At 68.7% G+C, this 21,282-nt stretch carries 20 protein-coding genes and 1 pseudogene; 12 read left to right on the top strand and 9 right to left on the bottom strand.

Translation table 11 applies throughout. The features are described from left to right. Window positions 1–176 precede the first annotated feature (176 nt). A pseudogene (locus ACFXN1_RS34795) lies at window positions 177–887 on the bottom strand (zinc-binding dehydrogenase); the annotation flags it as partial. Between ACFXN1_RS34795 and ACFXN1_RS34800 the strand changes: the two are divergent. From ACFXN1_RS34800 to ACFXN1_RS34810, 3 genes are all read left to right on the top strand, one after another. Next, entirely contained in the window at window positions 801–1,061 is a 261-nt protein-coding gene (locus ACFXN1_RS34800; RefSeq protein WP_379439453.1) for a hypothetical protein, read from the top strand. The pseudogene ACFXN1_RS34795 and the gene ACFXN1_RS34800 overlap by 87 nt on opposite strands. 46 nt (window positions 1,062–1,107) lie before the next feature. Then, window positions 1,108–2,295 (top strand): aminotransferase class V-fold PLP-dependent enzyme, encoded by a 1,188-nt coding sequence (locus ACFXN1_RS34805; protein WP_379439454.1) that lies wholly within the window; start codon window positions 1,108–1,110, stop codon window positions 2,293–2,295. 87 nt (window positions 2,296–2,382) lie between these two features. After that, the gene (locus tag ACFXN1_RS34810; RefSeq protein WP_379439456.1) at window positions 2,383–4,029 is read left to right on the top strand and encodes a fatty acyl-AMP ligase; all 1,647 of its coding nucleotides are present in this window, start codon (window positions 2,383–2,385) and stop codon (window positions 4,027–4,029) included. A 29-nt stretch (window positions 4,030–4,058) separates the two neighbouring features. On the opposite strand, the gene ACFXN1_RS34815 is transcribed toward ACFXN1_RS34810, so the two are convergent. Both ACFXN1_RS34815 and ACFXN1_RS34820 read right to left on the bottom strand, forming a co-directional pair. Then, window positions 4,059–5,678, bottom strand: coding sequence for a peptide chain release factor 3 (locus ACFXN1_RS34815; protein WP_379439458.1), 1,620 nt, complete (start codon window positions 5,676–5,678; stop codon window positions 4,059–4,061). Window positions 5,679–5,776: 98 nt separating this feature from the next. Next, a complete protein-coding gene (locus ACFXN1_RS34820; RefSeq protein ID WP_379439459.1) occupies window positions 5,777–6,346 on the bottom strand; it encodes a TetR/AcrR family transcriptional regulator in 570 nt (189 codons plus the stop codon). Between the two features lie 97 nt (window positions 6,347–6,443). Here ACFXN1_RS34820 and ACFXN1_RS34825 point away from each other — a divergent pair, with 97 nt between their 5' ends. Next, window positions 6,444–7,109 carry a lysophospholipid acyltransferase family protein gene (locus ACFXN1_RS34825; protein WP_379439461.1) on the top strand — a complete coding sequence of 222 codons (666 nt, stop codon included), beginning with the start codon at window positions 6,444–6,446 and terminating at the stop codon, window positions 7,107–7,109. A gap of 98 nt (window positions 7,110–7,207) precedes the next feature. Here ACFXN1_RS34825 and ACFXN1_RS34830 read toward each other — a convergent pair whose 3' ends face one another. Then, window positions 7,208–7,705, bottom strand: a complete 498-nt coding sequence (locus ACFXN1_RS34830) for a hypothetical protein (RefSeq protein ID WP_379439462.1) — start codon at window positions 7,703–7,705, stop codon at window positions 7,208–7,210. A gap of 179 nt (window positions 7,706–7,884) precedes the next feature. Beyond that, entirely contained in the window at window positions 7,885–8,136 is a 252-nt protein-coding gene (locus tag ACFXN1_RS34835; protein ID WP_379387449.1) for a hypothetical protein, read from the bottom strand. A gap of 426 nt (window positions 8,137–8,562) precedes the next feature. On the opposite strand from ACFXN1_RS34835, the gene ACFXN1_RS34840 reads away from it, so the two are divergent. Both ACFXN1_RS34840 and pth read left to right on the top strand, forming a co-directional pair. Next, on the top strand, window positions 8,563–9,162 hold the full coding sequence (locus ACFXN1_RS34840; protein WP_379439464.1) for a 50S ribosomal protein L25/general stress protein Ctc: 600 nt from the start codon (window positions 8,563–8,565) through the stop codon (window positions 9,160–9,162). A gap of 25 nt (window positions 9,163–9,187) precedes the next feature. Next, window positions 9,188–9,769: an aminoacyl-tRNA hydrolase gene (gene pth, locus ACFXN1_RS34845; RefSeq protein ID WP_354836056.1), complete on the top strand. Its 582-nt coding sequence runs from the start codon at window positions 9,188–9,190 to the stop codon at window positions 9,767–9,769. Between the two features lie 67 nt (window positions 9,770–9,836). Here pth and ACFXN1_RS34850 read toward each other — a convergent pair whose 3' ends face one another. Then, entirely contained in the window at window positions 9,837–10,358 is a 522-nt protein-coding gene (locus ACFXN1_RS34850) for a nuclear transport factor 2 family protein (RefSeq protein WP_379439465.1), read from the bottom strand. A gap of 83 nt (window positions 10,359–10,441) precedes the next feature. Further along, a complete protein-coding gene (locus ACFXN1_RS34855) occupies window positions 10,442–11,323 on the bottom strand; it encodes a DUF4393 domain-containing protein (protein ID WP_379397541.1) in 882 nt (293 codons plus the stop codon). Between the two features lie 346 nt (window positions 11,324–11,669). On the opposite strand from ACFXN1_RS34855, the gene ACFXN1_RS34860 reads away from it, so the two are divergent. Both ACFXN1_RS34860 and ACFXN1_RS34865 read left to right on the top strand, forming a co-directional pair. Next, window positions 11,670–12,992 carry a hypothetical protein gene (locus ACFXN1_RS34860; RefSeq protein ID WP_379439467.1) on the top strand — a complete coding sequence of 441 codons (1,323 nt, stop codon included), beginning with the start codon at window positions 11,670–11,672 and terminating at the stop codon, window positions 12,990–12,992. Continuing rightward, entirely contained in the window at window positions 12,983–13,888 is a 906-nt protein-coding gene (locus ACFXN1_RS34865) for an Abi-alpha family protein (RefSeq protein ID WP_379439468.1), read from the top strand. The genes ACFXN1_RS34860 and ACFXN1_RS34865 overlap by 10 nt, the downstream gene beginning before the upstream one ends. 314 nt (window positions 13,889–14,202) lie before the next feature. Here ACFXN1_RS34865 and ACFXN1_RS34870 read toward each other — a convergent pair whose 3' ends face one another. Together ACFXN1_RS34870 and ACFXN1_RS34875 are read right to left on the bottom strand one after the other, a co-directional pair. Next, window positions 14,203–16,011 carry an ABC-F family ATP-binding cassette domain-containing protein gene (locus ACFXN1_RS34870; protein ID WP_379439470.1) on the bottom strand — a complete coding sequence of 603 codons (1,809 nt, stop codon included), beginning with the start codon at window positions 16,009–16,011 and terminating at the stop codon, window positions 14,203–14,205. A 126-nt stretch (window positions 16,012–16,137) separates the two neighbouring features. Further along, window positions 16,138–17,061: a 4-(cytidine 5'-diphospho)-2-C-methyl-D-erythritol kinase gene (locus tag ACFXN1_RS34875; protein WP_379397533.1), complete on the bottom strand. Its 924-nt coding sequence runs from the start codon at window positions 17,059–17,061 to the stop codon at window positions 16,138–16,140. 121 nt (window positions 17,062–17,182) lie between these two features. Here ACFXN1_RS34875 and ACFXN1_RS34880 point away from each other — a divergent pair, with 121 nt between their 5' ends. The 4 genes from ACFXN1_RS34880 to ACFXN1_RS34895 all read left to right on the top strand — a co-directional run bounded on the left by ACFXN1_RS34880 (window position 17,183) and on the right by ACFXN1_RS34895 (window position 21,144). After that, window positions 17,183–17,389, top strand: a complete 207-nt coding sequence (locus ACFXN1_RS34880; protein ID WP_379397531.1) for a heavy-metal-associated domain-containing protein — start codon at window positions 17,183–17,185, stop codon at window positions 17,387–17,389. Then, on the top strand, window positions 17,386–18,285 hold the full coding sequence (locus ACFXN1_RS34885) for a hypothetical protein (RefSeq protein ID WP_379439471.1): 900 nt from the start codon (window positions 17,386–17,388) through the stop codon (window positions 18,283–18,285). The genes ACFXN1_RS34880 and ACFXN1_RS34885 overlap by 4 nt, the downstream gene beginning before the upstream one ends. Then, window positions 18,282–20,522, top strand: a complete 2,241-nt coding sequence (locus tag ACFXN1_RS34890; RefSeq protein ID WP_379439473.1) for a heavy metal translocating P-type ATPase — start codon at window positions 18,282–18,284, stop codon at window positions 20,520–20,522. Before ACFXN1_RS34885 ends, ACFXN1_RS34890 begins: the two co-directional genes overlap by 4 nt. Before the next feature lie 121 nt (window positions 20,523–20,643). Further along, window positions 20,644–21,144, top strand: a complete 501-nt coding sequence (locus tag ACFXN1_RS34895) for an LpqN/LpqT family lipoprotein (protein WP_379397525.1) — start codon at window positions 20,644–20,646, stop codon at window positions 21,142–21,144. The last annotated feature ends 138 nt before the right edge of the window (window positions 21,145–21,282 follow it).

The following is a 21,282-nucleotide window of genomic DNA, read 5'->3' on the forward strand; positions in this document are numbered from 1 at the left end:
CGCACGGCGACCCAAACAAGAGTAGCGAGCGACTGTGACAACAAATCTGACGAAAAGGAGAACGCCTGCAGAGGAACAGCCGATTCCCCATCCTGCGAAAAGGGCCGCACCGAGAGCAGGATGGCCCCGACATTGCGGCGTTCCTCCAGCTCACGGTGGGCATCCGCGGCCCGTCCCAGCGGATGGCGGGCATGGATCAGGGGCCTCAGCTCACCACGGCCCGCCGCGGCCAATGCCCATTCGGCATCGTCGCGCTGCTCGGCGTCGGATCTGCGGAAGACGATCCCGAGCGGCCCGCTGACGGTCAGCCCACGCGTGCCCAGGGTGAGCGCGTCCAGCCGCGGCCAGGCGCCGGAGGCGAATCCGTACAGACCGATTCGCCCGCCACCGTCCGCAGCCACCGCCAACGCCGCCTCGCCGACCGCGTCCAGCACGACGTCGGCACCGCGCCCGCCGGTCAGCTCCCGGACCCGCTCCGGCCAGTCCGCGACCGTGTAATCGACCACCGTGTGCGCACCGAAATCCGCTGCCGCGGGCACCTTCTCGCCGCTCACCGCACCGATCACGGTGGCTCCGGCCGCCCGTGCTGACTGCACCAGCACCGATCCGATCCGGCCCGCCGCCGCGGTGACGAGCACCGTCTCACCCGCGCGCACCCCCATGGCGGACAGCAGCCCGCGGGCCAGCTGGTCGAGCAGATCTTCGACGAGGCGTTCGCCGAGCTGACCGCGGCCGGCGGCGATCGGCCGCCCGGGCAGCGCTGGCAGGAATTCCTCGCCCACATCGAGGCCTATCACCGGTTGTACGGCGCGCTGCTGGGCCGTCGCGGCAGCCCCTGGTTCGCCGACCGCATGCGCGCGGCGCTGGCGGCCATGGTCAGCGAGCATCTGCCAGGGCAGGGCGGTGACGCCCTGGCGCCGGCCGTCGTGTCGGCGATGTTCATGCAATCCATCGTGTGGTGGCTCGACCACGACCGGCCGTACCCGCCCGCGGAGCTCGCCGAGCGCTCGGCGCCGCTGATCGGCGCGGTGCTCGAAACCGCAGGCGGCGCAATGGGGTAGCGCGGCTCCCCGGTGGGCGCTCGACGCGGTGGATAGGGTCGAACGTGTGAGAGACAACGCCACACTGGACATCGCCCGTCTGCGCGCCGACACGCCGGGGTGCCGGAATCAGGTCTTTCTCGACAGCGCCGGGTCCTCGCTCCCCCCGCGGATCGTCGTCGACACCGCTATCGACCACCTGCGGCGCGAGGCCGAGATCGGTGGCTACCGGGCCGCCAACGAGCGCATCGACGAGCTGCACGGCGTCAAGACGGCCATTGCCGAACTGATCAATGCCGACCCGGCCGCGCTGGCCCTCAGCGACAGCGCCAGCCGCTCCTGGAGCGACTTCTTCTACTCGGTTCCGCTGAGCCCCGGCGACCGCATCCTGATCTCCGGCGTGGACTACGGCAGCAATGCCATCGCTGCCTTGCAGCGCGCCCGGCAGACCGGCGCGGTCGTGGAGGCCATTCCCAGTGACGGCAGCGGCCAGCTCGACCTCGACTCCCTGGACGCCATGATCGACGAACGCGTGAAACTGGTGTCGCTGGTGCATGTTCCGACCAATGGCGGCCTGGTGAACCCGGTCGCCGAGGCCGCCCGCATCGCGCACCGGGTGGGTGCGCTGGCGCTGCTGGACGCGTGTCAGTCGGCCGGTCAGCTGCCGCTCGATGTCGCCGAACTCGACGTGGACGCGCTGTCCGCCACCGGCCGCAAGTGGCTGCGCGGCCCGCGTGGCACCGGATTTCTGTATGTACGGCCGGACCTGGCGCTGAGTCTCGAGCCCGGCCGGCTCGACCTGCACAGCGCCGAGTGGATCGCCCCCGACGACTACGTGCTCTCCCCGGACGCCGGCCGCTTCGAATTCTGGGAATGCTCGGTCGCGAGCCGCCTCGCGCTGGGCGCGGCCGTGCGCTACCTGCTCGACCTGGGTCCGGCGCAGGTGTACGCCGCGATCGCCGAACGCGCCGAGTACCTGCGCAAGGCCCTGCAGGAGATTCCCGGCGTCGAGGTACGCGACCGGGGCATCCAGCACGCGGGCATCGTGTCCTTCACCGTCGATGGCCTGGAACCGGTCCAGGTGCGCGATCGGCTGGCCGCCGAGGCCATCACGGTGACGGTCAGCCACCGCGGCTCCACGCTGCTCGATATGACCGCCAGAGAACTGAACTCGGTGGTCCGTGCCTCCCCGCACTGCTTCGTCGACTACCAGGACCTGGATCGCTTCGTCGGGGCGGTCAGGACCTTCGTCTGACCGCCGCCCAAAACTCCGAAACGGTTAACAGCCCGCACCGGGCGCGGGATTATTTGAGGTGCTGGTTCGGCGTTTGAGGAGTCGATCGTGAGCCGATTCACCGACGAAATGTATGCCACCGCCCGCGTTTCCCGGAGAGGGCTGGTGACCGGCGAACCGGATGCGCCGGTACGGCACGACTGGGGCAGGATCCATGACATCGCCCGCCGGATGGCCGGCGGCCTGGCCGCCGCCGGGATCGGCCCGGGCGACGCGGTGGGCGTGCTGGCCGGCATGCCGGTGGACATCGCGCCCGCCTGCCAGGCGGTGTGGATGCGCGGCGCCTCGATCACCATGCTGCACCAGCCGACCCCGCGCACCGATCTGCAGGTCTGGGTGCACGATACCGAGACCGTGCTGGGCATGATCCAGGCGCGGGCGGTCATTCTGGGCGCGCCGTTCGAGATCGCGGAACCGCTGCTGCGCGAACGCGGTATCGCGGTGGTGACCATCGCGGCCATGCGCACGGGCGAGCCGATCGAGCCGGTGCCGACCGGCGAGGACGATATCGCCCTGCAGCAGTTGACATCCGGATCCACCGGGTCGCCCAAGGCGGTGCAGATCACGCACGGCAACTTCTTCGTCAATGCCCACGCCATGTTCGATCGGGTGAAGTTCCAGCTCGACGACGACGTGATGATCAGCTGGCTGCCGCTGTTCCACGACATGGGCATGGTCGGATTCCTCAGCGTGCCCATGCAATTCGGTGCGGAAGTGGTGTGCGTGACCCCGCTGGACTTCCTGACCCGCCCCATCCTGTGGGCGGAGTTGATCTCGAAGTATCGCGGAACCGTCACCGCCGCACCGAATTTCGCGTATTCGCTGCTGGCCCGCCGATTGCGGAACGCGGCCGACGGGTCGGTCGATCTGAGCAGTGTCCGCTACATGTGGAACGGCGCGGAACCCGTCGAGGCCGACACCATGGACGCCCTCGCCGAGGCCGGAAAACGCTTCGGCCTCAACCCCATGGCCCTCACCCCGGTCTACGGCATGGCCGAGACCACCCTCGCGGTCTCCATCCCCGATCCGGGTCTCGGCCAGGTCCTCGACGTCGTCGACGCCGACCTGCTGGAGGCCCTCGGCAAGGCCGTCCCCATCCGCGATCCGGAACACCATCACGGCGGCGTGCGCCGGCTGCCGACCCTCGGCTACCTGGTCGACAACCTCGAGGGCCGGATCGTGGACGCCGAGCGCCGGGCCCTCCCGGTGCGCAGCGTCGGCGTCATCGAATTACGCGGCCCCGCAGTCACATCCGGCTACCTCACGGTGGACGGCTTTCGCGCCGCGCAGGACCCGCAGGGCTGGCTCGACACCGGCGACCTCGGCTACTTCACCGACGACGGGCTGGTGGTGGTGTGCGGCCGCATCAAGGACGTCATCATCATGGCGGGCCGCAATATCTTCCCCACCGACGTCGAGCGAGCGGCCCTGCGCGTCAAGGGAGTTCGCCCCGGCAATGCGGTGGCCGTACGCCTCGACGCCGGGCAGAAGCGCGAAAGCTTCGCCGTCGTGGTCGAATCCAACGATCACCAGAATCCCGAGGAGGTCCACCGCATCGAGCACGACATCGTGCACGCGGTCTTCTTCGAGGTCGGGGTCCGGCCCCGCAGCGTGACCGTTCTCGGCCCGGGCGCATTGCCCAAGACCTCCTCCGGCAAGCTCCGGCGCTCGGCCACCGCCACCCACCTCGGCTGAACCGGCCCCGGGGTGGGTATCGGCACCGGCTATTCCGTTCCGGCGACCAGGAGTTCGAGGGTCAGCTTCGGCATCTCCTTGGTGATGTACTGCAACCGCCACTTGTCGCTGAACAGCGCGAGCAGCACGCCGTCGGTGCGGGTGAAGACCTCGACACCGCGCTGCCGGTTCAGTTCCTCCGCCGATTCCGCGTCGGTGCGCCGGGCCAGCTGGTACGGCAGGTGGTCCAGCTGGGTCTCGACATTGAACTCGGATTGCATTCGGGCCGTGACGACTTCGAACTGCATGGGACCGACCGCGGCCAGCACCGGCGACTGCTCACCGCGGGCGTCATTGCGCAGCACCTGCACCACGCCCTCGGAGTCGAGCTGGTCGATGGCCTTGCGGAACTGCTTGTACTTGCCTGCGGTCTGAGCGCGCAGCGTCGCGAAGTGCTCCGGCGCGAAGGACGGGATCGGCGGGAACTCCACCTTCTTGTCCACGAACAGGGTGTGCCCAGGAGCGAGGGCGGTGGCGTTGACCAGACCGACCACGTCACCCGGGTAGGCGGTGTCGACGGTGGTGCGCTCGCGGCCGAACACCGTCAGCGCGTACTTGGTGGCGAAGGGCCGCCCGGTCTGCGCGTGGGTCACCACCATGCCGCGCTCGAACTCACCGGAGACGATGCGCATGAACGCCAGCCGGTCGCGGTGCGCGGTGTCCATGCCCGCCTGCACCTTGAAGATGACGGCGCTGAACGGCGCGGTGGTATCGCGCGGATTGCCCTTGACGTCCTTGCGGCCGCGCGGCGGCGGCGCGAGCTCGACGAGCGTGTCGAGCAGCTGGCGCACACCGAAGTTCAGCATGGCGGAGGCGTAGATGACGGGCGAGGTGTGCCCGGCCAGGAACAGTTCCTGATCGTGGTCCTGCCCGGCGGCCGAGAGCAGTTCGCTCTCCTCGGCGGCGGTGGCCCACACATCGCCCTCGCGCTCGGCGGCCTGCTCGGGCGTGAAGTGCTCCTCGGGGGCGATGGTCGCGCCGCCCGCGGTGCGGGTGAAGTGGATGTACTCGGTCGGCGTGCCCTCCTCGCCGCGGCGCAGCAGGCCGCGGAAGTCGCCGGCGATGCCGACGGGGAGGAACAGCGGGGTGGGGGTCAGGCCGATACGCTCGACGATCTCGTCCAGCAGTTCCAGCGGCGCCTGGCCCGGGCGGTCCCACTTGTTGATGACGGTGATGACCGGGATGCCGCGATCGCGCGCGACCTGAAAGAGCTTGAGCGTCTGCGGTTCCAGGCCCTTGGCGGCATCGATGAGCATGACCGCCGCGTCCACCGCGGTGAGCACGCGGTAGGTGTCCTCCGAGAAGTCGGAGTGGCCGGGGGTGTCCACCAGGTTGATGACGCAGTCGCCGTACTCGAACTGCAGGGCCGTGGAGCTGACGGAGATACCGCGCGCCTTCTCCATCTCCATCCAGTCGGAGACGGTGGACCGGCGGCCGGCCTTGCCGTGGATCGCGCCCGCCTCGGAAATCATCTTGGCGTGCAGCGCCAGCGCCTCGGTGAGCGTCGATTTACCCGCGTCCGGGTGGGAGATCACCGCGAAGGTGCGCCGCCGCGCTGCCTCGTCGGCCAGCCGACCGGCGGTAGCTGAGGGGGCAGTCGGGGAACTCACGGGGGACTCCTTTTTGTGCAGACGAGGCAACCGCCCCAGGGTACGTGACCGGGCCCTCTGCCCGACCGGCCGGTCCAGCGGCGTCCGGGTCCGGCACGCTATCCGCCGGTTTGCCCTGCGAGGTGCCGGGCGACAGCCTGCGCGACCAGCGCTTCGATATCGGTCCCCGGCGCGATCGCCTCGATACTGCGATTCGCGACCACCACCGCGATGCCGTGCAACTGGGTCCACAGGCTCAGGGCCCGCTCGTCCGCGCCGTCGCGCACGCACTCGGCGACCAGTGCCCGCCAGGTTGCGAACATGGGCAGTGTCGTGTTCGCCCGCAGGTTCTCGCCCGCGCCCTCCAGCAGGTCGTGGCGGAACATGAGGGTGAACATCTCCGGCCGCGCGGCCGCGAAACCGATGTAGGCCAGGCAGGTGCGCCGCACCCGCGCCGGCGCCGTATCACCCTGCACCGCATCGATTTCGGTGCGCAGGTCGGTGTAGCCACGCGCGGCGATCGCGGCCAGCAGGGCACTGTGGGTGGGGAAATATCGCCGGGGGGCGCCGTGCGAGACCCCCGCCTCGCGGGCGATGGCACGGAGGCCGAGCTCGCCGGAGCCGACCTCCTCGAGCAGGGCGACACCCGCGGTCACCAGGCGTTCCCGCAGCGGCTCGAGCGAAGTCATGCGTCACATTCTGCCGACAAGGGTAGACAGTGTCTACTCGGTCCGGTAGGAACAATGAGTAGACATTGTCTACTCGCCACGATTCGAGAGGCTTTCCATGTGGTACTGGCTACTGAAGCAGGTATTGGTGGGGCCGGTGCTGCGACTCCTCGGGCGACCGAAGATCGAAGGGCTGCACCATGTTCCGACGGACGGCCCGGTGATCATCGCGGCGAACCATCTGGCCGTGGTGGATTCGTTCTACCTGGCCCTGGTACTACGCCGCAGGGTCACCTTCATCGCCAAGCAGGAGTACTTCACCGGGAGCGGCTTCCGCGGCCGCATCAAACGCTTCGTCATGAATGCCACCGGCCAGGTGCCGGTGGATCGCAGCGGCGGCACCGCGGGATCGGATTCACTGGCCGCCGCGGTCCGCATTCTCAGGTCGGGCGGTATCTGGGGCATTCACCCGGAGGGGACCCGCTCACCCGACGGCCGCGTCTACCGCGGACGCACCGGCGCGGTCCGGGTGGCCATGGAGACCGGCGCTCCCGTCATCCCGGTCGTGCTGTCCGGCACCGATCGGGTCAATCCGCGCAATCGGCGTTTCCTGCGCCCGGCCAAGGTGGGCATCTCCTTCGGCCACCCGCGCTATATCCCGCCCGCCGATCCGCCGGCCGTGCGCCGGGCCACCGACGAGCTCATGGCGGATATCGTGCGCCGCTCCGGCCGCCCGTACGTCGATTGCTACGCGGCCACGTTCAAAGCCGCAGACGCCGCGTAATCGATAGGGCCGCGTATATCGAGACGGCCCGGTAAACAGAACGGCCGGTTGCTCGGACCCCCGCGCGGGTTCCGGGCAACCGGCCGTCAGCCGGAACGTCAGCCCACCTGGGAGGAGGCGCCGTTCGAGGTCGAGGCGCCGAGGCTGCTCAGCAGGTTGCTGATCAGCGGGATCAGCGAGCCCGCGCTACCGGTTCCCGTCGTGGTGGTGGTCGTCGAGGGGTCGGAGACGGTGACATCCACCGGGCCGGAGGTCGGCACCGACTGGGAGCCGCCGCTCAGCACCACCCACAGGTGATGCGAGCCCGAGGTGGCCGGGGTCCACTGCACGGACGCCTGGGTGGAGCCCGAGGAGGTCGCCGAGCCGACCGACACCGTGGTGTTGGAGGCGTTGGTGTCGTACACGTTGGCGGTGACGCCGGGAACGCCGGTGATGATGTTGATGGTGTACGCCGTGCCGGTCTGGAAGTTGCTGCCGACCACGGTCATACCGTTGTTGGAGGTGTCCGCGGCGGCGAACGGGGCGGTGAGGGCGACGGTGGCGGAGATGGCGGCGATGCCCGCGGCGCCCAGACCGAACCGGCGGATGTTCTTCATGAATCTGTTTCCTTACTTCGAAGACAAGCTACTCAGCGTGCCGATCAAATTGCCTAGCACCGGAGTGGCGTCTCCGCTACCCGAAGCGGTATTACCGCGGAAAACGGTGACGACCACCCGAACCGGTCACGACAGCGAGGCAAACAGATAACCGACCGCCGGTCGCAGCCCAGTTTTCGTCAGCCGACCGAGGAAGCGTTGCCGCTGGACGTCGAAGTGCCGTGGCCGCTCAGGGCGCCCAGGCTGCTCAGAATGTTGTTGATGAGCGGGCCCAGGGTGGTCGAGCTGCTGCCGGTGCTGGTTCCGCCCGAGTTGGACGGGGGGCAGTTGGCATTCGAATCGGCCGCGGCGACCGGGGCGGTGAGGGCGACGGTGGCGGAGACGGCGGCGATGCCCACGGCACTCAGACCGAACCGGCGGATGTTCTTCATCAAACTGATCCTTACTCGGAAGACAAGCTACTCAGCGTGTCGTTCGAATTGCCCGGCACCGGAAATGGGGGCGCATTTCCCTATGGCGCAAAGCATTCCCCGCGAGGCGGAGTGATGCGAAATGGTAGTGTGTCAGATTGCCGGAAACAAGAGTGAAAATATTCCTGTGCAATTCCTGGGAACGCACGCCCCGCACCCGGCCGTCGAGGGGGTGGCGCAGAGCCGTTCCGGCCGCGTGTTAGAGTCGTCAGGTTGTCTCGGCGAGGGTGCGGCACCCAACTGCCCACCGTGATCGACGCGGCTCGGCCTATTCGGCCGTCCATGTTGGTCTTCGCCGACGAGCAGACCAACCTCAGCCAGGGCGGCCCCCGTCGCCTGGCGACACGCTGACATTACAGCCGGACGAGCCGTAGGGAGTAGACAGTCATGTCCGACGCCAACCTTCTCGAAGCCACCGTACGCACCGAGTTCGGTAAGGGCGCTGCCCGCCGTACCCGCCGCGACGGCAATGTCCCGGCCGTGCTCTACGGCCACAACGAGGAGCCGCAGCACCTGTCGGTGAACGCCCAGGCGTTCGCTGCCATCCTGCGTGAGCACGGCACCAACGCCGTCCTGAACCTCGACATCAACGGCAAGAAGCAGCTGGCGCTGACCAAGTCGGTCGTCGTCCACCCGATCCGCCGCTACATCGAGCACGCCGACCTGCTGATCGTGCGCCGCGGCGAGAAGGTCACCGCCGACGTGCTCGTCGCCCTGGTCGGCGAAGCCGCCGCCGGCACCCTGGTCACCCAGGATGCCACCACCCTGTCCATCGAGGCCGAGGCTCTGAACATCCCCGAGTCCATCGAGGTCTCGATCGAGGGCGTCGAGGCCGGCACCCAGATCACCGCCGGCCAGATCGAGCTGCCGAAGGGTGTCACCCTGGCCGGTGACGCCGAGGCCCTGATCGTCAACATCATCGCCGCCCCGGCCGCCGCCGCCGAGGAAGAGGCCGAGGCCGCCGCTTCCGAGGAAGCCGCGGAGTAACTCCCTACTCCCACAACGGTTCTCGATGACCGAGGCAACGGCCGGGCCCGCGCTGGTGGTCGGTCTGGGTAATCCCGGATCCGAATACGAGCGCACCCGGCACAATGTCGGTTTCCTGGTCGCCGATGTGCTCGCGGAGCGCGTCGGCGGCCGTTTCACCGTGCACAAGAAGTCCGGCGCGGATCTGCTCGAGGCCCGCCTGGACGGGCGCAAGGTGCTGCTGGCCAAGCCGCGCACTTACATGAACCTGTCCGGGCGGCCCGTCGCGGCGCTGGCCAAATTCTTCTCCGTGCCCGCCACCGAGGTGATCGTCGTCCACGACGAGCTCGACCTCCCCTTCGGCGCCATCCGCCTCAAGCGCGGCGGCGGCGAGGGCGGGCACAATGGGCTGCGCTCCATCTCGCAGGCCCTCACCACCAAGGACTATCTGCGCGTCCGCTTCGGCATCGGCCGCCCGCCGGGGCGCCAGGATCCCGCGGACTACGTCCTCAAGCCCTTCTCCGCGCCGGAACGCAAAGAGGTTCCGGTGATCGTCGAGCAGACCGCCGACGCGGTCGAACTGCTGCTGCGCGTGGGCTTGGAAACCGCGCAGAACCAGCTGCACTGACGCGCAACGCATTCGGCACCCAGCGATAACGACAGGTTCGGCGCGGTGAGCGCGCGGCCCGGTGGCGTCAGCCGGCTGTGCCCGTCCCGTCCGAGCTGGGTTCGACGCGCGGCGCCTCGGCGGGTTCGCGGGCGATCAGCCCCCAGCGGCTCGAGGTCAGGCGCAGGCTGGGCAGATCCGACAGGGACAGCACCACCTCATAGGTGCGCTCGTATCCGGTGTGCGCGATGCGCCACTGCCCGTCGTCACAGCGGACGTAGCGGTCCGAATAGAACGCCGCACCGCGAAGCAGCATGTTGTGCCCCGGGATGAGGACGGTGTCGGCCAGGTACCAGGTGCCGGTCGCCTCGTCACCGTGGACGTCGATTTCCGGGTGGTCGCAGCGGTGTTCGGTGATGACGTGCGGGCCCAGGGTGTTGCGCATGAAGGCCAGGAAGGCGTCGCGCGATTCGAATTGGAGGTACTCGCTGTAGGTGGCGGTGGCCTCCGGAATCATCGTGTCGGCGAACTCGTCCCACGCCTTCGTGTCGAGCGCGCGCAGGTAACGGAACTTCAGCCGGCTGATCGCCGCGACGGCATCGGAATCCATACCTTCAACCATCCCATCAGGTGTAGGAAACCTTCAGGGATCGGCACAGATTTGTACCGGATCGCTATCAGCCGGATACCGACTCAGCCGTTGATGCTGAAGCAGGTATTGCAGAAATCCTCGCCGAACTCGGTCAGTCGCAGACTCTTTCGCACGATCTTGGGCACGCGACCGGCCTTTTTCAGCGCCTGCTCCACGACGGGCTGCACCTCGAGCACCATGTATCGCGACAAAACGACCGGATCTTCCGAGGTCATGGTGAGGCCGAGGCGGTTCAGATTGATCAGGTAGTGCCGGGCCCGGTCCGGGTAGCGGACGCCGGACTGCTCCGGAACCGAGGTCAGGTCCCCGGCGACCAGCTCGGAACCGATGCCCAGCGGCCGGTTGGTGCGGACGTCCACCGACGGCTGCGGTCCCTGCAGCGCCATGAAGCGCAGGATGCGGGCCTCGTCGGGGGCGAGCTGATCGAGGATCCGGTCGTAGGCCGGGTGCACGTCCTCGGTGAAATAGACGTCGGCAGACCGGGCCAGCAGCGCGTCGCCGCGCCGGCGCAGGTCCTCGTTGGTGACCGAGCGCACCAGGCCGTTGGTGATGGCCGGCTGCGGCGCACCCATGGGAGTCGGTACGTAACTGACGATCTCGCGCACCGAACCCTCGGTGACACCGAGCGCGCTACGCGCGATGGACCGCAGCGCCGCCCCCGTGCGCTCGGCGATATCGGCCGACGACTCGCCGTCCAGCGCGGCCTGCGTCAGCTGTTTGGTGATCTCGAAGCTGGTGCCGACCGCCCACTCGGTCCCCCGCACCGCGGTGCCGACCGCCAGGCCGGCGGCCCGGAAGGCGCCGCGGATCAGCCGGGCCTCATTGCTGATCTGCCGCTTCTCCACATCCGAACTGCGTTCCACGGCACGGGGTCCCGGACGGGCCACGTCCTGCCCCGGGATCCTGTCTTCCGCCACGTCCATCTCCGAATATCGCCAGGTGAACACAATCGTCCACAGATTATTGCCCCCGACGGACCTTCGGGCACGTTGAACCCGCGAGCCAGACGAAGGTTACCCCAGTCCACGTCCGCCGCAGAACGACGCACATGACCCCCAACACGACCGCACAGGGCGCGATATGGATGTGGTCCGTGCCATTCTCGTGTTCCTATCGAGAGAGAGGAACATCGAGCCCGGCCAGTGTGACCGAGATCTCCGACTCAGACACTCCCCGCTGGACTCGATTCCTAAAGAACCAGTAAGGTCCGAACCGCCGAGGGGTTGTCAACGCCAACGGCGGTGCGTTGCGGGTCGGCAGGAGGGTGTCGTGCTGGAAAGTGTTTTTGGGGTGCGTCCGACCATCCTCTTGGAATTGATCACCATCCCGTTGTTCACGGGCGTGATCGGCTATATCACCAACTGGACCGGTGTGCTCATGCTGTTCAAGCCGATCCGGTTCCACGGGTTTCGGCTGCCGGGCCTGGCGGCGTTGTTTCCATTGCTGCCCAAGCGCATTCAGGTGCTGCCGTTGCTGCAGTACGACGGCCGGATCGGCTGGCAGGGGATCGTGCCGTCGCGGGCGGACAAGATGGCCAGCATCGCGGTGGACAAAGGCCTGGCGAAACTCGGCAGCGTCGCGGATTTCTATCGGGAGCTGGAACCCGACAAGCTCGCTGAACATTTTGTTGAAATTGCGGACCTTCAGATTCGCGACATTGTCGAGGACATCCTGAAGCGCGAACATCCGCAGTTCTGGTACAACCTGCCGACCGGTCTGCGTGAGATGGTGCACAGCCGGGTGCGCGAACAGTTGCCCGATATTCTCCGGGAACTTACCGATGAACTCGGCAAGAACATCGATCAGCTGCTGGACGTCAAGTCGATGACCATTCGCTACTTCCAGGCGCGGCCGCAGATGCTGAACTCGGTGTTCCAGGTGCTGGGCGCCAAGGAACTGCGATTCATGCAGAACTTCGGCTTCTACTTCGGTGCGCCCATGGGTCTGGTGCTGGTCGCCATCCTGCACTTCACCGGCTGCTCGTCGCTGGTGGTGCTGCCGGTCGGCGGGGTGATCATCGGCTGGGTGGTGAACTGGATCGGCATCAACCTGATCTTCGAACCGGCCTACCCGAAGTGGTGGTGCCCGTGGCGGCAGGGCCTGCTCATCAAGCGGCAGCCGGAGATCACCGAGGGGTACGCGGCCCTGGTGGCCAGCGAGATCATGACGGTCGCCAATATCGGCGACGAGCTGCTCAACGGGCCGCGCGCCGACCGCACCATGCAGATGCTCCAGGACACCCTCAAGCCGGCGGCCGATCGGGCGCTCGGCCCGGCCCGGTCGGTGGTCAAGTTCGCGCTGGGCAGCCGTGAGTACGACTCGCTGCAGGACACCTTCACCTCCGAGGCGATGACCATCGCGCCGATCGCCTTCGCCGACCCGGCCTTCAATGTGCAGCAGGGCAAGCAGGTGCAGGAGTACATCGCCAAACAAATGTCGGCGCTGGCCCCGCCGGAGTTCGTGGACATGCTGCGTTCGGCCATCAAACAGGACGAATGGCTTTTGTTCGTCCATGGCGGCGCGCTGGGCCTGTTCGCCGGTTACGCTCACCTCCTGATCTTCGGAACAGGAGTTGCCACCTCATGGATATGACCGACTCGTCCACCGGTGGGCGCGCCGAATCAGGTTCGGGCGAGGACGATCCCGCCGATACCGGCACCGATATCGCTGTTCGCCAGGCCGCGCCGCTGCCGGTGCCGGTCGGCACGACCGAGCGCCGGGGCGCGGCCGGGCCGGTGCGCGCCGCCACCGGGGTGGTGCGAGTGGCGATGTCGGCCGCGGTCGAGGCGAGCTTCTGGAGCCTGCAGACCGCGCTGGGCGTGACCTCGGTGGTGCTGCGCGGCAGCATGGCCGGGCAGCCGCCGCGCGAGATCCTCTCCGATGCCGGCGCGCAGGTGCGGCATTCGGTCCGGCAGGCGCTGGGCGTGACCGCGCCCGAGGCCGCCGAGATCGCCCCCGAGTCCAGTCCCGCCAGCGTGCTGCGCGCCCGCGGCGCCGAATTGCTGCGCCGCTCCGCCGATTTCCACACCGAGGACGACAACCACCATCACACCGCGTACGCCCGCATCCTGGGCGAGCTCGCGCCCGACGAGGCGCGTGTGGTGCGGCACCTGTACCTGGACGGGCCGCAGCCCGCGGTGGAGGTGAAGACCGGGCGGACCGCCTACCGCGGCGTTTTCAACCTGCTGGGCGAGGATGCGGCGCTGCGGTATCCGAACCGGATCGACGAATATCTGACGAATCTGGACCGGCTGGGCCTGATCGACATCACCCGCGAGGCACTGGGCAATCCGAACCGCTACCAATTGCTCGAGGCCATGCCGGAGGTACGCCGGCTGCTCAAGCGAGCCAGCTTCGGCACCAAGGTGATGTACCGGACCATCGAATTGACCTCGTTCGGCGCGGGATTCACCCGCACCTGCCTGCCGGTCCCGTCCTTGGACTCCCCCGCCTCGCCGGGACTTCAGCGGGCGGCTGGGGAGCCGTAAACGCCATGCTCCCCCGCCTCGCCGGGACTTCAGCGGACGGCTGAGGAGCCGTAAAACGCCATGCTCCCCCGCCTCCCCGGGACTTCAGCGGGCGGCTGGGGAGCCGTAAACGCCATGCTCCCCCGCCTCCCCGGGACTTCAGCGGACAGCTGAGGAGCCGTAAAACGCCATGCATCCGTGCTGCGGTCGGGTGCCTAACCGATTTTGGACGTACCCGGCGAGTTACCCCGACCGTTACGAAATCAGTTGTCGCCTTGGCATACGCAAGAACCACGGCGAGCGTGATGGTTTGGCCGTACCTGTGTGACCCTGACTCAGGCGTTGTCGGCTAGTTCGAGCCAGCGCTCCTCGGTGGCTTCCTTTTCCGCTTGTACCTGCTTGAGTTCCGCGCCGAGCGTGACCAGCTTGTCCGGCTCGGTGGCCGCCTCGGCCAGGGCCGCGTGCAGCTTGTCCTCGCGGTCGGTGAGTTTTTCCAGGGCGCGTTCCAGCTTGGCCAGCTCCTTGCGGGCCGCGCGGTAGGCGGCCGAATCCGTCGCCGGGGCGGCGGAATTCGCGCCGGCGGGGGCCGCGGCCTTGACCGGAGCGGCCGTCCTGCCCGCCGTGAGGCCGGCGCGCTTGCGCAGGTACTCCTCGATGCCGCCGGGCAGGTTGGTGAGCTTGCCGTCGCCGAACAGCGCCCAGGTGGAGTCGCAGATGCGCTCGATCAGGTAGCGGTCGTGGGAGATCACCACCAGGGTGCCCGCCCAGCCGTCGAGCATGTCCTCGAGCTGCTGGAGGGTGTCTATGTCGAGGTCGTTGGTGGGCTCGTCGAGCAGCAGCACATTGGGCTCGGCCATGAGGATGCGGGTCAGCTGCAGGCGGCGGCGTTCGCCACCGGACAGGTCGCCGACCGGGGTGCGCTGCTTGGCCGGGGTGAAGCCGAGCCGCTCGGCCAGCTGGCCGGCGCTGATCTCCTTGTCGCCCAGCATCATGCGCTGTGCCACGTCCTGGACCGCCTCCAGCACCCGCATGTTCAGCGGCAGGTCGTCGAGTTCCTGACGCAGCCAGCCGATCTTGACGGTCTGGCCCTGGATCCGCTTGCCGGACTTCGGGTCCGCGTCACCGGCGAGCGCGCGCAGCAGTGTGGTCTTGCCCGACCCGTTCACGCCGACCAGGCCGACGCGCTCGCCCGGGGCGAGCCGCCAGGTCAGGTCGGTCACCAGTTCCCGGTCGTCCGGGGTGGCGAGGGTGGCGTCCTCGAGCTCGATCACCACACGGCCCAGGCGCTTTCGCGCGAAGGAGGCCAGCTCGACGGTGTCGCGCGGCGGCGGCACATTCGCGATCAGGGCCTCGGCGGCCTCGATGCGGTAGCGCGGCTTGGAGGTCCGGGCGGGCGCGCCGCGGCGCAGCCACGCGAGTTCCTTGCGGGCCAGGTTCTGGCGGCGGGCCTCGCTGGCGTCGGCCTGGCGGACGCGTTCGGCGCGGGCGAAGATCCAGTCGTTGTAGCCGCCCTCGTAGGTCTCGACCCGGCCGCCCTGCACCTCCCAGGTGCGGGTGGCGACGGTGTCGAGGAACCAGCGGTCGTGGGTGACGACCACCAGCGCGCTGCGGCGGTTCAGCAGGTGCTCGGCCAGCCACTGCACGCCCTCGACGTCGAGGTGGTTGGTGGGCTCGTCGAGGACCAGCAGGTCGAGGTCGCGGACCAGGGCGGCGGCCAGGGCGGTACGGCGGCGCTCGCCACCGGAGAGGTTGGCCACGGGGGTGTCCATGCCGAGGTCGGCGATACCGATGCCCTCGACCACGGACCGGATGCGCGGATTGGACGCCCATTCGTGTTCGGCGACACCGTCCGTGCGCTGGTCCTCGGCCAGGCCCGCGAGCACGACCTCGCCGACGGTCGCGCCCTCGGGCAGCACGCCGCGCTGGGTGACGACGGCCATGCGCAGGTCACCGCGACGACTGACGCGCCCCGAGTCGGGCTCCTCGATTCCGGTCAGCACTTCCAGCAGCGTGGTCTTGCCACCGCCATTGAGACCGACGACCCCGATCCGCTCCCCCTCCTGAACCCCGAGGGAAATGTTGTCGAGCAGCGGCTTGATGCCGAAGCTCTTGCGGACCGCTTCCAGATTGATCAGGTTGGCCATGAACAATTCCGCCTCTCCGCGCCTTTCGCCGAACCGAAAGAGCCTACTCACCTCACGTTGCGGACCGGCGGTCGCGTACGGGGAGACTTAGCCCGTTCCCGACGAGTTACCCGGAACCTTACGAAATCAGTTGTCGCCTGCGATCCGGCGTGCGCCCGGGACCGGGCCGTGGGCGGTGCGGACGCTGCGGCTGACTCCGGCGCCCGCGAGTTCGGCGGCGACGGTGACCGCGGCCTCCTCGCTCTCGCACAGGAAGGCGCAGGTCGGGCCGGAGCCGGAGACGATGCCCGCGAGGGCTCCGGCGGTGACGCCCGCGCGGAGGGTGCGGCGCAGTTCGGGTTTCAGCGAGAGCGCCGCGGCCTGGAGGTCGTTGCCGAGCAGCGGGGCGAGCTGTTTGGCCTCGCCGGAGGCCAGCGCCTGCAACAGTTCCTCCGGGCTCCCGAGTCGCGGTGGGTCGCCGACTTCGCGCAGGCGGTCGAGTTCGCGGAAGACGGCCGGGGTGGACAGGCCGTCCTTGGCCAGGGCCAGCACCCAGTGAAAGGTGTTGCGGGACAACACCGGCAGCAGTTCCTCGCCGCGGCCGCGGCCGAGGGCGGTGCCGCCGTGCAGGGAGAAGGGGACGTCGCTGCCGAGTTCGGCTGCGATATCGGACAATTCGGTGCGCCCGAGGCCGAGTTCCCACAGGTCGTTCAGGCCGACCAGGGCCGCGGCGGCGTCGGCGCTACCGCCGGCCATGCCGCCCGCCACCGGAATGCCCTTGGTGATGGCGAATTCCACCAGCGGAGCGCGTCCGGCCATATCGGCCAGCTTGACGGCGGCCTGCCAGACCAGATTGCCGCGATCGGTGGGAACCTCGTCGGCTCCCTCGCCGACAACCTTTACGCGTAGCGCCGAGGACGGCGAGATCTGCACGTCGTCGCTGAGCGATAACGCCTGGAACACCGTGGTGAGGTCGTGGTAGCCGTCCTCGCGCAGGTCGCCCACCCCGAGGTGCAGGTTCACCTTCGCGGGCGCGCGCACAACGAGGGGGCTGGGCACAACTGAGAGCACGCGCACAGCCTAGTCGACAGATTTCCCGTTCGAGTACTTGCGTCAGGTACCCATGGGGGGTATGTTTCTGGGTGTCGGGGATACCCCCTCACCGTATGAACAGCGAGCGAAGGAGACCACCATGGCCACCAGCACCTACACCGTCACCGGCATGACCTGCGGCCACTGCGTCGGTTCGGTGCAGAAGGAGATCGGCAAGATCGACGGTGTCACCAGCGTGGATGTGGATCTCGCGACCGGCCTGGTCAAGGTTGAATCCGCCGCCCCGGTCACCGACGCCGATGTGGTCGCCGCCGTCGATGAAGCGGGTTACGAGGTGGCGGTGTGAACGATCGGCTGAAGTTCGCCGCCTTCGGCGGCGGACTGGTCGTCTTGTTCGGAGCCGCGCTCGGCATCGGCGCCCTGGTGGGCGACCGGTCCGGCGCGGCCCCGGCCGAGGCCGCCCCCGACCACAGTCGGCACGAAGCCGCCGTGGCGACGGGCCTGCAGGACAGCCTCTCCGGCTACACCCTCAGCGATATCAGCGCTCCCGCCGCCCCCGATCAGCAAGGCGCACTGCAATTCCGGATCACCGGACCGCAGGGCGCCGTCACCCGATACAACGACCTGCACGAGAAGGACCTGCACCTGATCGTGGTCCGCTCGGACGCGAGCCAGTTCCGGCACGTGCATCCGACCCGGGCCGCCGACGGCACCTGGTCCATCGACTGGAAGTGGGCCGAACCCGGCAGCTACCGCGTGTTCGCCGACTTCTCCCCCGCCGGCGGGCCCGGCGAACTGGTGCTCAGCCGCACCATCGCGGTCGCGGGGAACGTGACCGGCAAGCCACTGCCGCCGGTCGCGAAGACCGCCGAGGTGGACGGCTATCTCGTCACCCTCAACGGTGATCTGGCCACCGCGGGCAGCGAACTCACCTTCACCGTCACCCGCGACGGCAAGCCGGTGACCGATCTGCAGCCCTACCTGGGCGCGTACGCTCACCTGGTGGCGCTGCGGGCCACGGACCTGGCCTACCTGCACGTCCATCCCGAGGGCGAGGTCGGCAGGACCGCACCCGGCCCCGATGTCGTCTTCCACGCGCAAGCGCCGAGTGACGGCAACTACCGCCTGTACCTGGACTTCCAGCACGGCGGCGCGGTGCACACCGCGGAATTCACCGACGAAGCATCCACTGCCGCATCCGATTCGGATGCGCCCGCCCACCACGGAGGAGGTCACTCATGAGCGCCCCGGCGCCCGAGCGTTCGATCGAACTCGATATCGGTGGGATGACCTGCGCCTCCTGCGCGGCCCGGATCGAGAAGAAGCTCAACCGCATGGACGGCGTCACCGCGTCCGTGAACTACGCGACCGAGAAGGCTAAGGTCAGCTTCCCGGAGTCGGTGACGACCGATGACCTGATCGCCAAGGTCGTCGACACCGGCTACACCGCCGCCGTGCACCACACCGAACCGGTGAAAATCGAGGCGGCCGAATCCGATTCGGCCCCGTCGGCGGCGGATCAGTTGCGGCACCGGCTGTTGGTGACGCTGGCGCTGGCCGTGCCCGTGGTCGCCATGGGCATGTTCCCGCTGCTGCAGTTCACCAACTGGCAGTGGCTGTCGCTGACCCTGACCGCGCCGATCGTGGTGTGGGGCGGGTCGCAGTTCCACCGGGCGGCGTGGGTGAACGCCAAGCACGGCGCGGCCACCATGGACACGCTGATCTCGCTGGGCACGCTGGCCGCCTTCGGCTGGTCGGTGTACGCGCTGTTCTGGGGCACGGCCGGCATGCCCGGCATGAAGCACCCGTTCAGCCTGGCCATCGAGCGCGGCGACTCGTCGTCGGCGCTGTACTTCGAGGTGGCGGCGACGCTGATCACCGCGATTCTGGCGGGCCGCTACTTCGAGACCCGGTCCAAGGAGAAGGCGGGATCCGCGCTGCGAGCGCTGCTGGAGCTGGGCGCGAAGGACGTGTCGGTGCTGCGGGCCGGCGTCGAAACCCGCATCCCCATCGGCGATCTGCGGGTCGGCGAGGAGTTCCTGGTCCGTCCCGGTGAGAAGGTCGCCACCGACGGTGCGGTGGTGAGCGGCAGTTCGGCGCTCGACATGAGCATGCTGACCGGCGAATCGGTGCCGGTCGAGGTGGGTCCTGGCGATCAGGTGGTGGGCGCGACCGTGAACGCGGGCGGCCTGCTGACCGTGCGCGCCACCCGGGTCGGCGCGGACACCCAGCTGGCGCAGATGGCCGCGCTGGTGGAGGAGGCGCAGAACGGCAAGGCTCCCGTGCAGCGGCTGGCCGATCAGGTGGCGGGCGTGTTCGTGCCGATCGTCATCGCGATCGCGGTGGCGGCGCTCGGCTTCTGGCTCGGCACCGGCGCGGCCGTGGCGACCGCCTTCGGCGCGGCCGTGGCGGTGCTGATCATCGCCTGCCCGTGCGCCCTCGGCTTGGCCACGCCCACGGCTCTGCTCGTGGGCACCGGACGCGGCGCGCAGCTGGGCATCCTGATCAAGGGCCCGCAGGTGCTGGAGTCGACGCGGCGCATCGACACCGTGGTGCTGGACAAGACCGGCACCGTCACCACCGGCAAGATGACGCTCGCCGAGGCGATTCCGGGCGCCGGTGTGGATGCCGACGAGCTGCTGTCGGTGGCCGCGGCCGTCGAGCACGGCTCCGAGCACCCCGTTGCCAAGGCCGTGGTCGCCGGTGCGGCCGAGCGCGGACTCGACACCGAGAAGGTGGAGCAGTTCGTCAGCCACGGCGGCAAGGGTGTGCAGGGTCTGGTCGGCGAGCGGGCAGTGGTCATCGGACGCGTCGAGTTGCTCGAGGACTGGTCCATCGCGCTGCCGGAGTCCTTGGCGGACGCCAAGATCCGGGCCGAGCGGGCGGGCAAGACGGCCATCGTGGTGGCCTGGGACGGGCAGGCGCGCGGCGTGCTGGTCATCGCCGATGCGGTGAAACCCACCAGCGCCCAGGCGATCTCGGAGATGAAGGCGCTCGGCCTCACCCCGGTGCTGCTGACCGGCGACAATGCGGCCACCGCCCGGACGGTCGCGGATCAGGTGGGCATCGAGCAGGTCATCGCCGAGGTGCTGCCCAGCGACAAGCTGGACGTGGTCAAGCAGCTGCAGGACGAGGGCAAGGTGGTCGCCATGGTCGGCGACGGCGTCAATGACGCGGCCGCCCTGGCCCAGGCCGATCTGGGCCTGGCCATGGGCACCGGGACCGACGTCGCCATCCAGGCCGCCGATCTCACCCTGGTGCGTGACGACCTGCGCGCGGTGCCGACCTCGATCAAGCTGTCGCGGGCGACGCTGCGGACGATCAAGGGAAATCTGTTCTGGGCCTTCGGTTACAACGTGGCCGCCATCCCGCTGGCTGCCGCCGGCCTGCTGAACCCGATGCTCGCCGGTGCCGCCATGGCGCTGTCCAGCGTGTTCGTGGTCAGCAACAGCCTGCGACTGCGCCGCTTTCGCGGATGAGCGACACCGATCGCTCGTCCCGCGATACCGGCAGAGCCGCCCCGATCACCGGATCCGGGCGGCCCTGCCGCATCGTGTTGAATGGCGGGTGACCACCGCCGTCCCCTCGCGAGGAGCCCCGTTGACCACCATCGCCGAATACCTGGCCGCCGCCCAGATCGAGGCCGCCCCGGTCGACCCCGCAGCTCCCGGCGCCCCCAAGGTCGCCGTCGGCATTCCCGAAGGCTGGCAGCAGGTTCCGCCGAGCATGTTCCCCGGCTCCTACGGTGTCTGGACCCAGACCCCCGTGAACGGCTGGGCCGACAACGCCGTCGTGCTGGTCGCCACTTTCACCCCGCCCGTCGATGCCCGCGAGCTGCTCACCCACGCCTTCGACGACGCCCGCCGGCTCCCCGGCTGGGAGGACCTCGAAACCGACACCACCGACTTCGAGGGCTGGCCGTCCGCCGGCATCACCGGCACCTACAACGTCGAGCAGCTCACCCTCTGGGCCTACAACCGCTACATCATCGTCGAGTCCGACAACGGCCAGTACCTGGTCCAGCTCACCATCACCACCCGCAGCGACAGCGACGGCGCCGGCCCCACCACCTTGCTCCAGGGCCTGTCCATCTCGGCCTGACCCGCCGCCTAGCGGGGCGGAGGGTTCGTTTCGGCACTCCCACCGCGGCACCCTTCCACCGTCCCCAGCGCCCACCGGTCCAGCCCCATCCCGACAAGCATCCGCACGATAAGACAGGCCAACGGGATGACCAACTCC

Origin of the sequence: Nocardia sp. NPDC059154 (genome assembly GCF_042755705.1) — a bacterium.
Lineage (GTDB): Bacteria > Actinomycetota > Actinomycetes > Mycobacteriales > Mycobacteriaceae > Nocardia.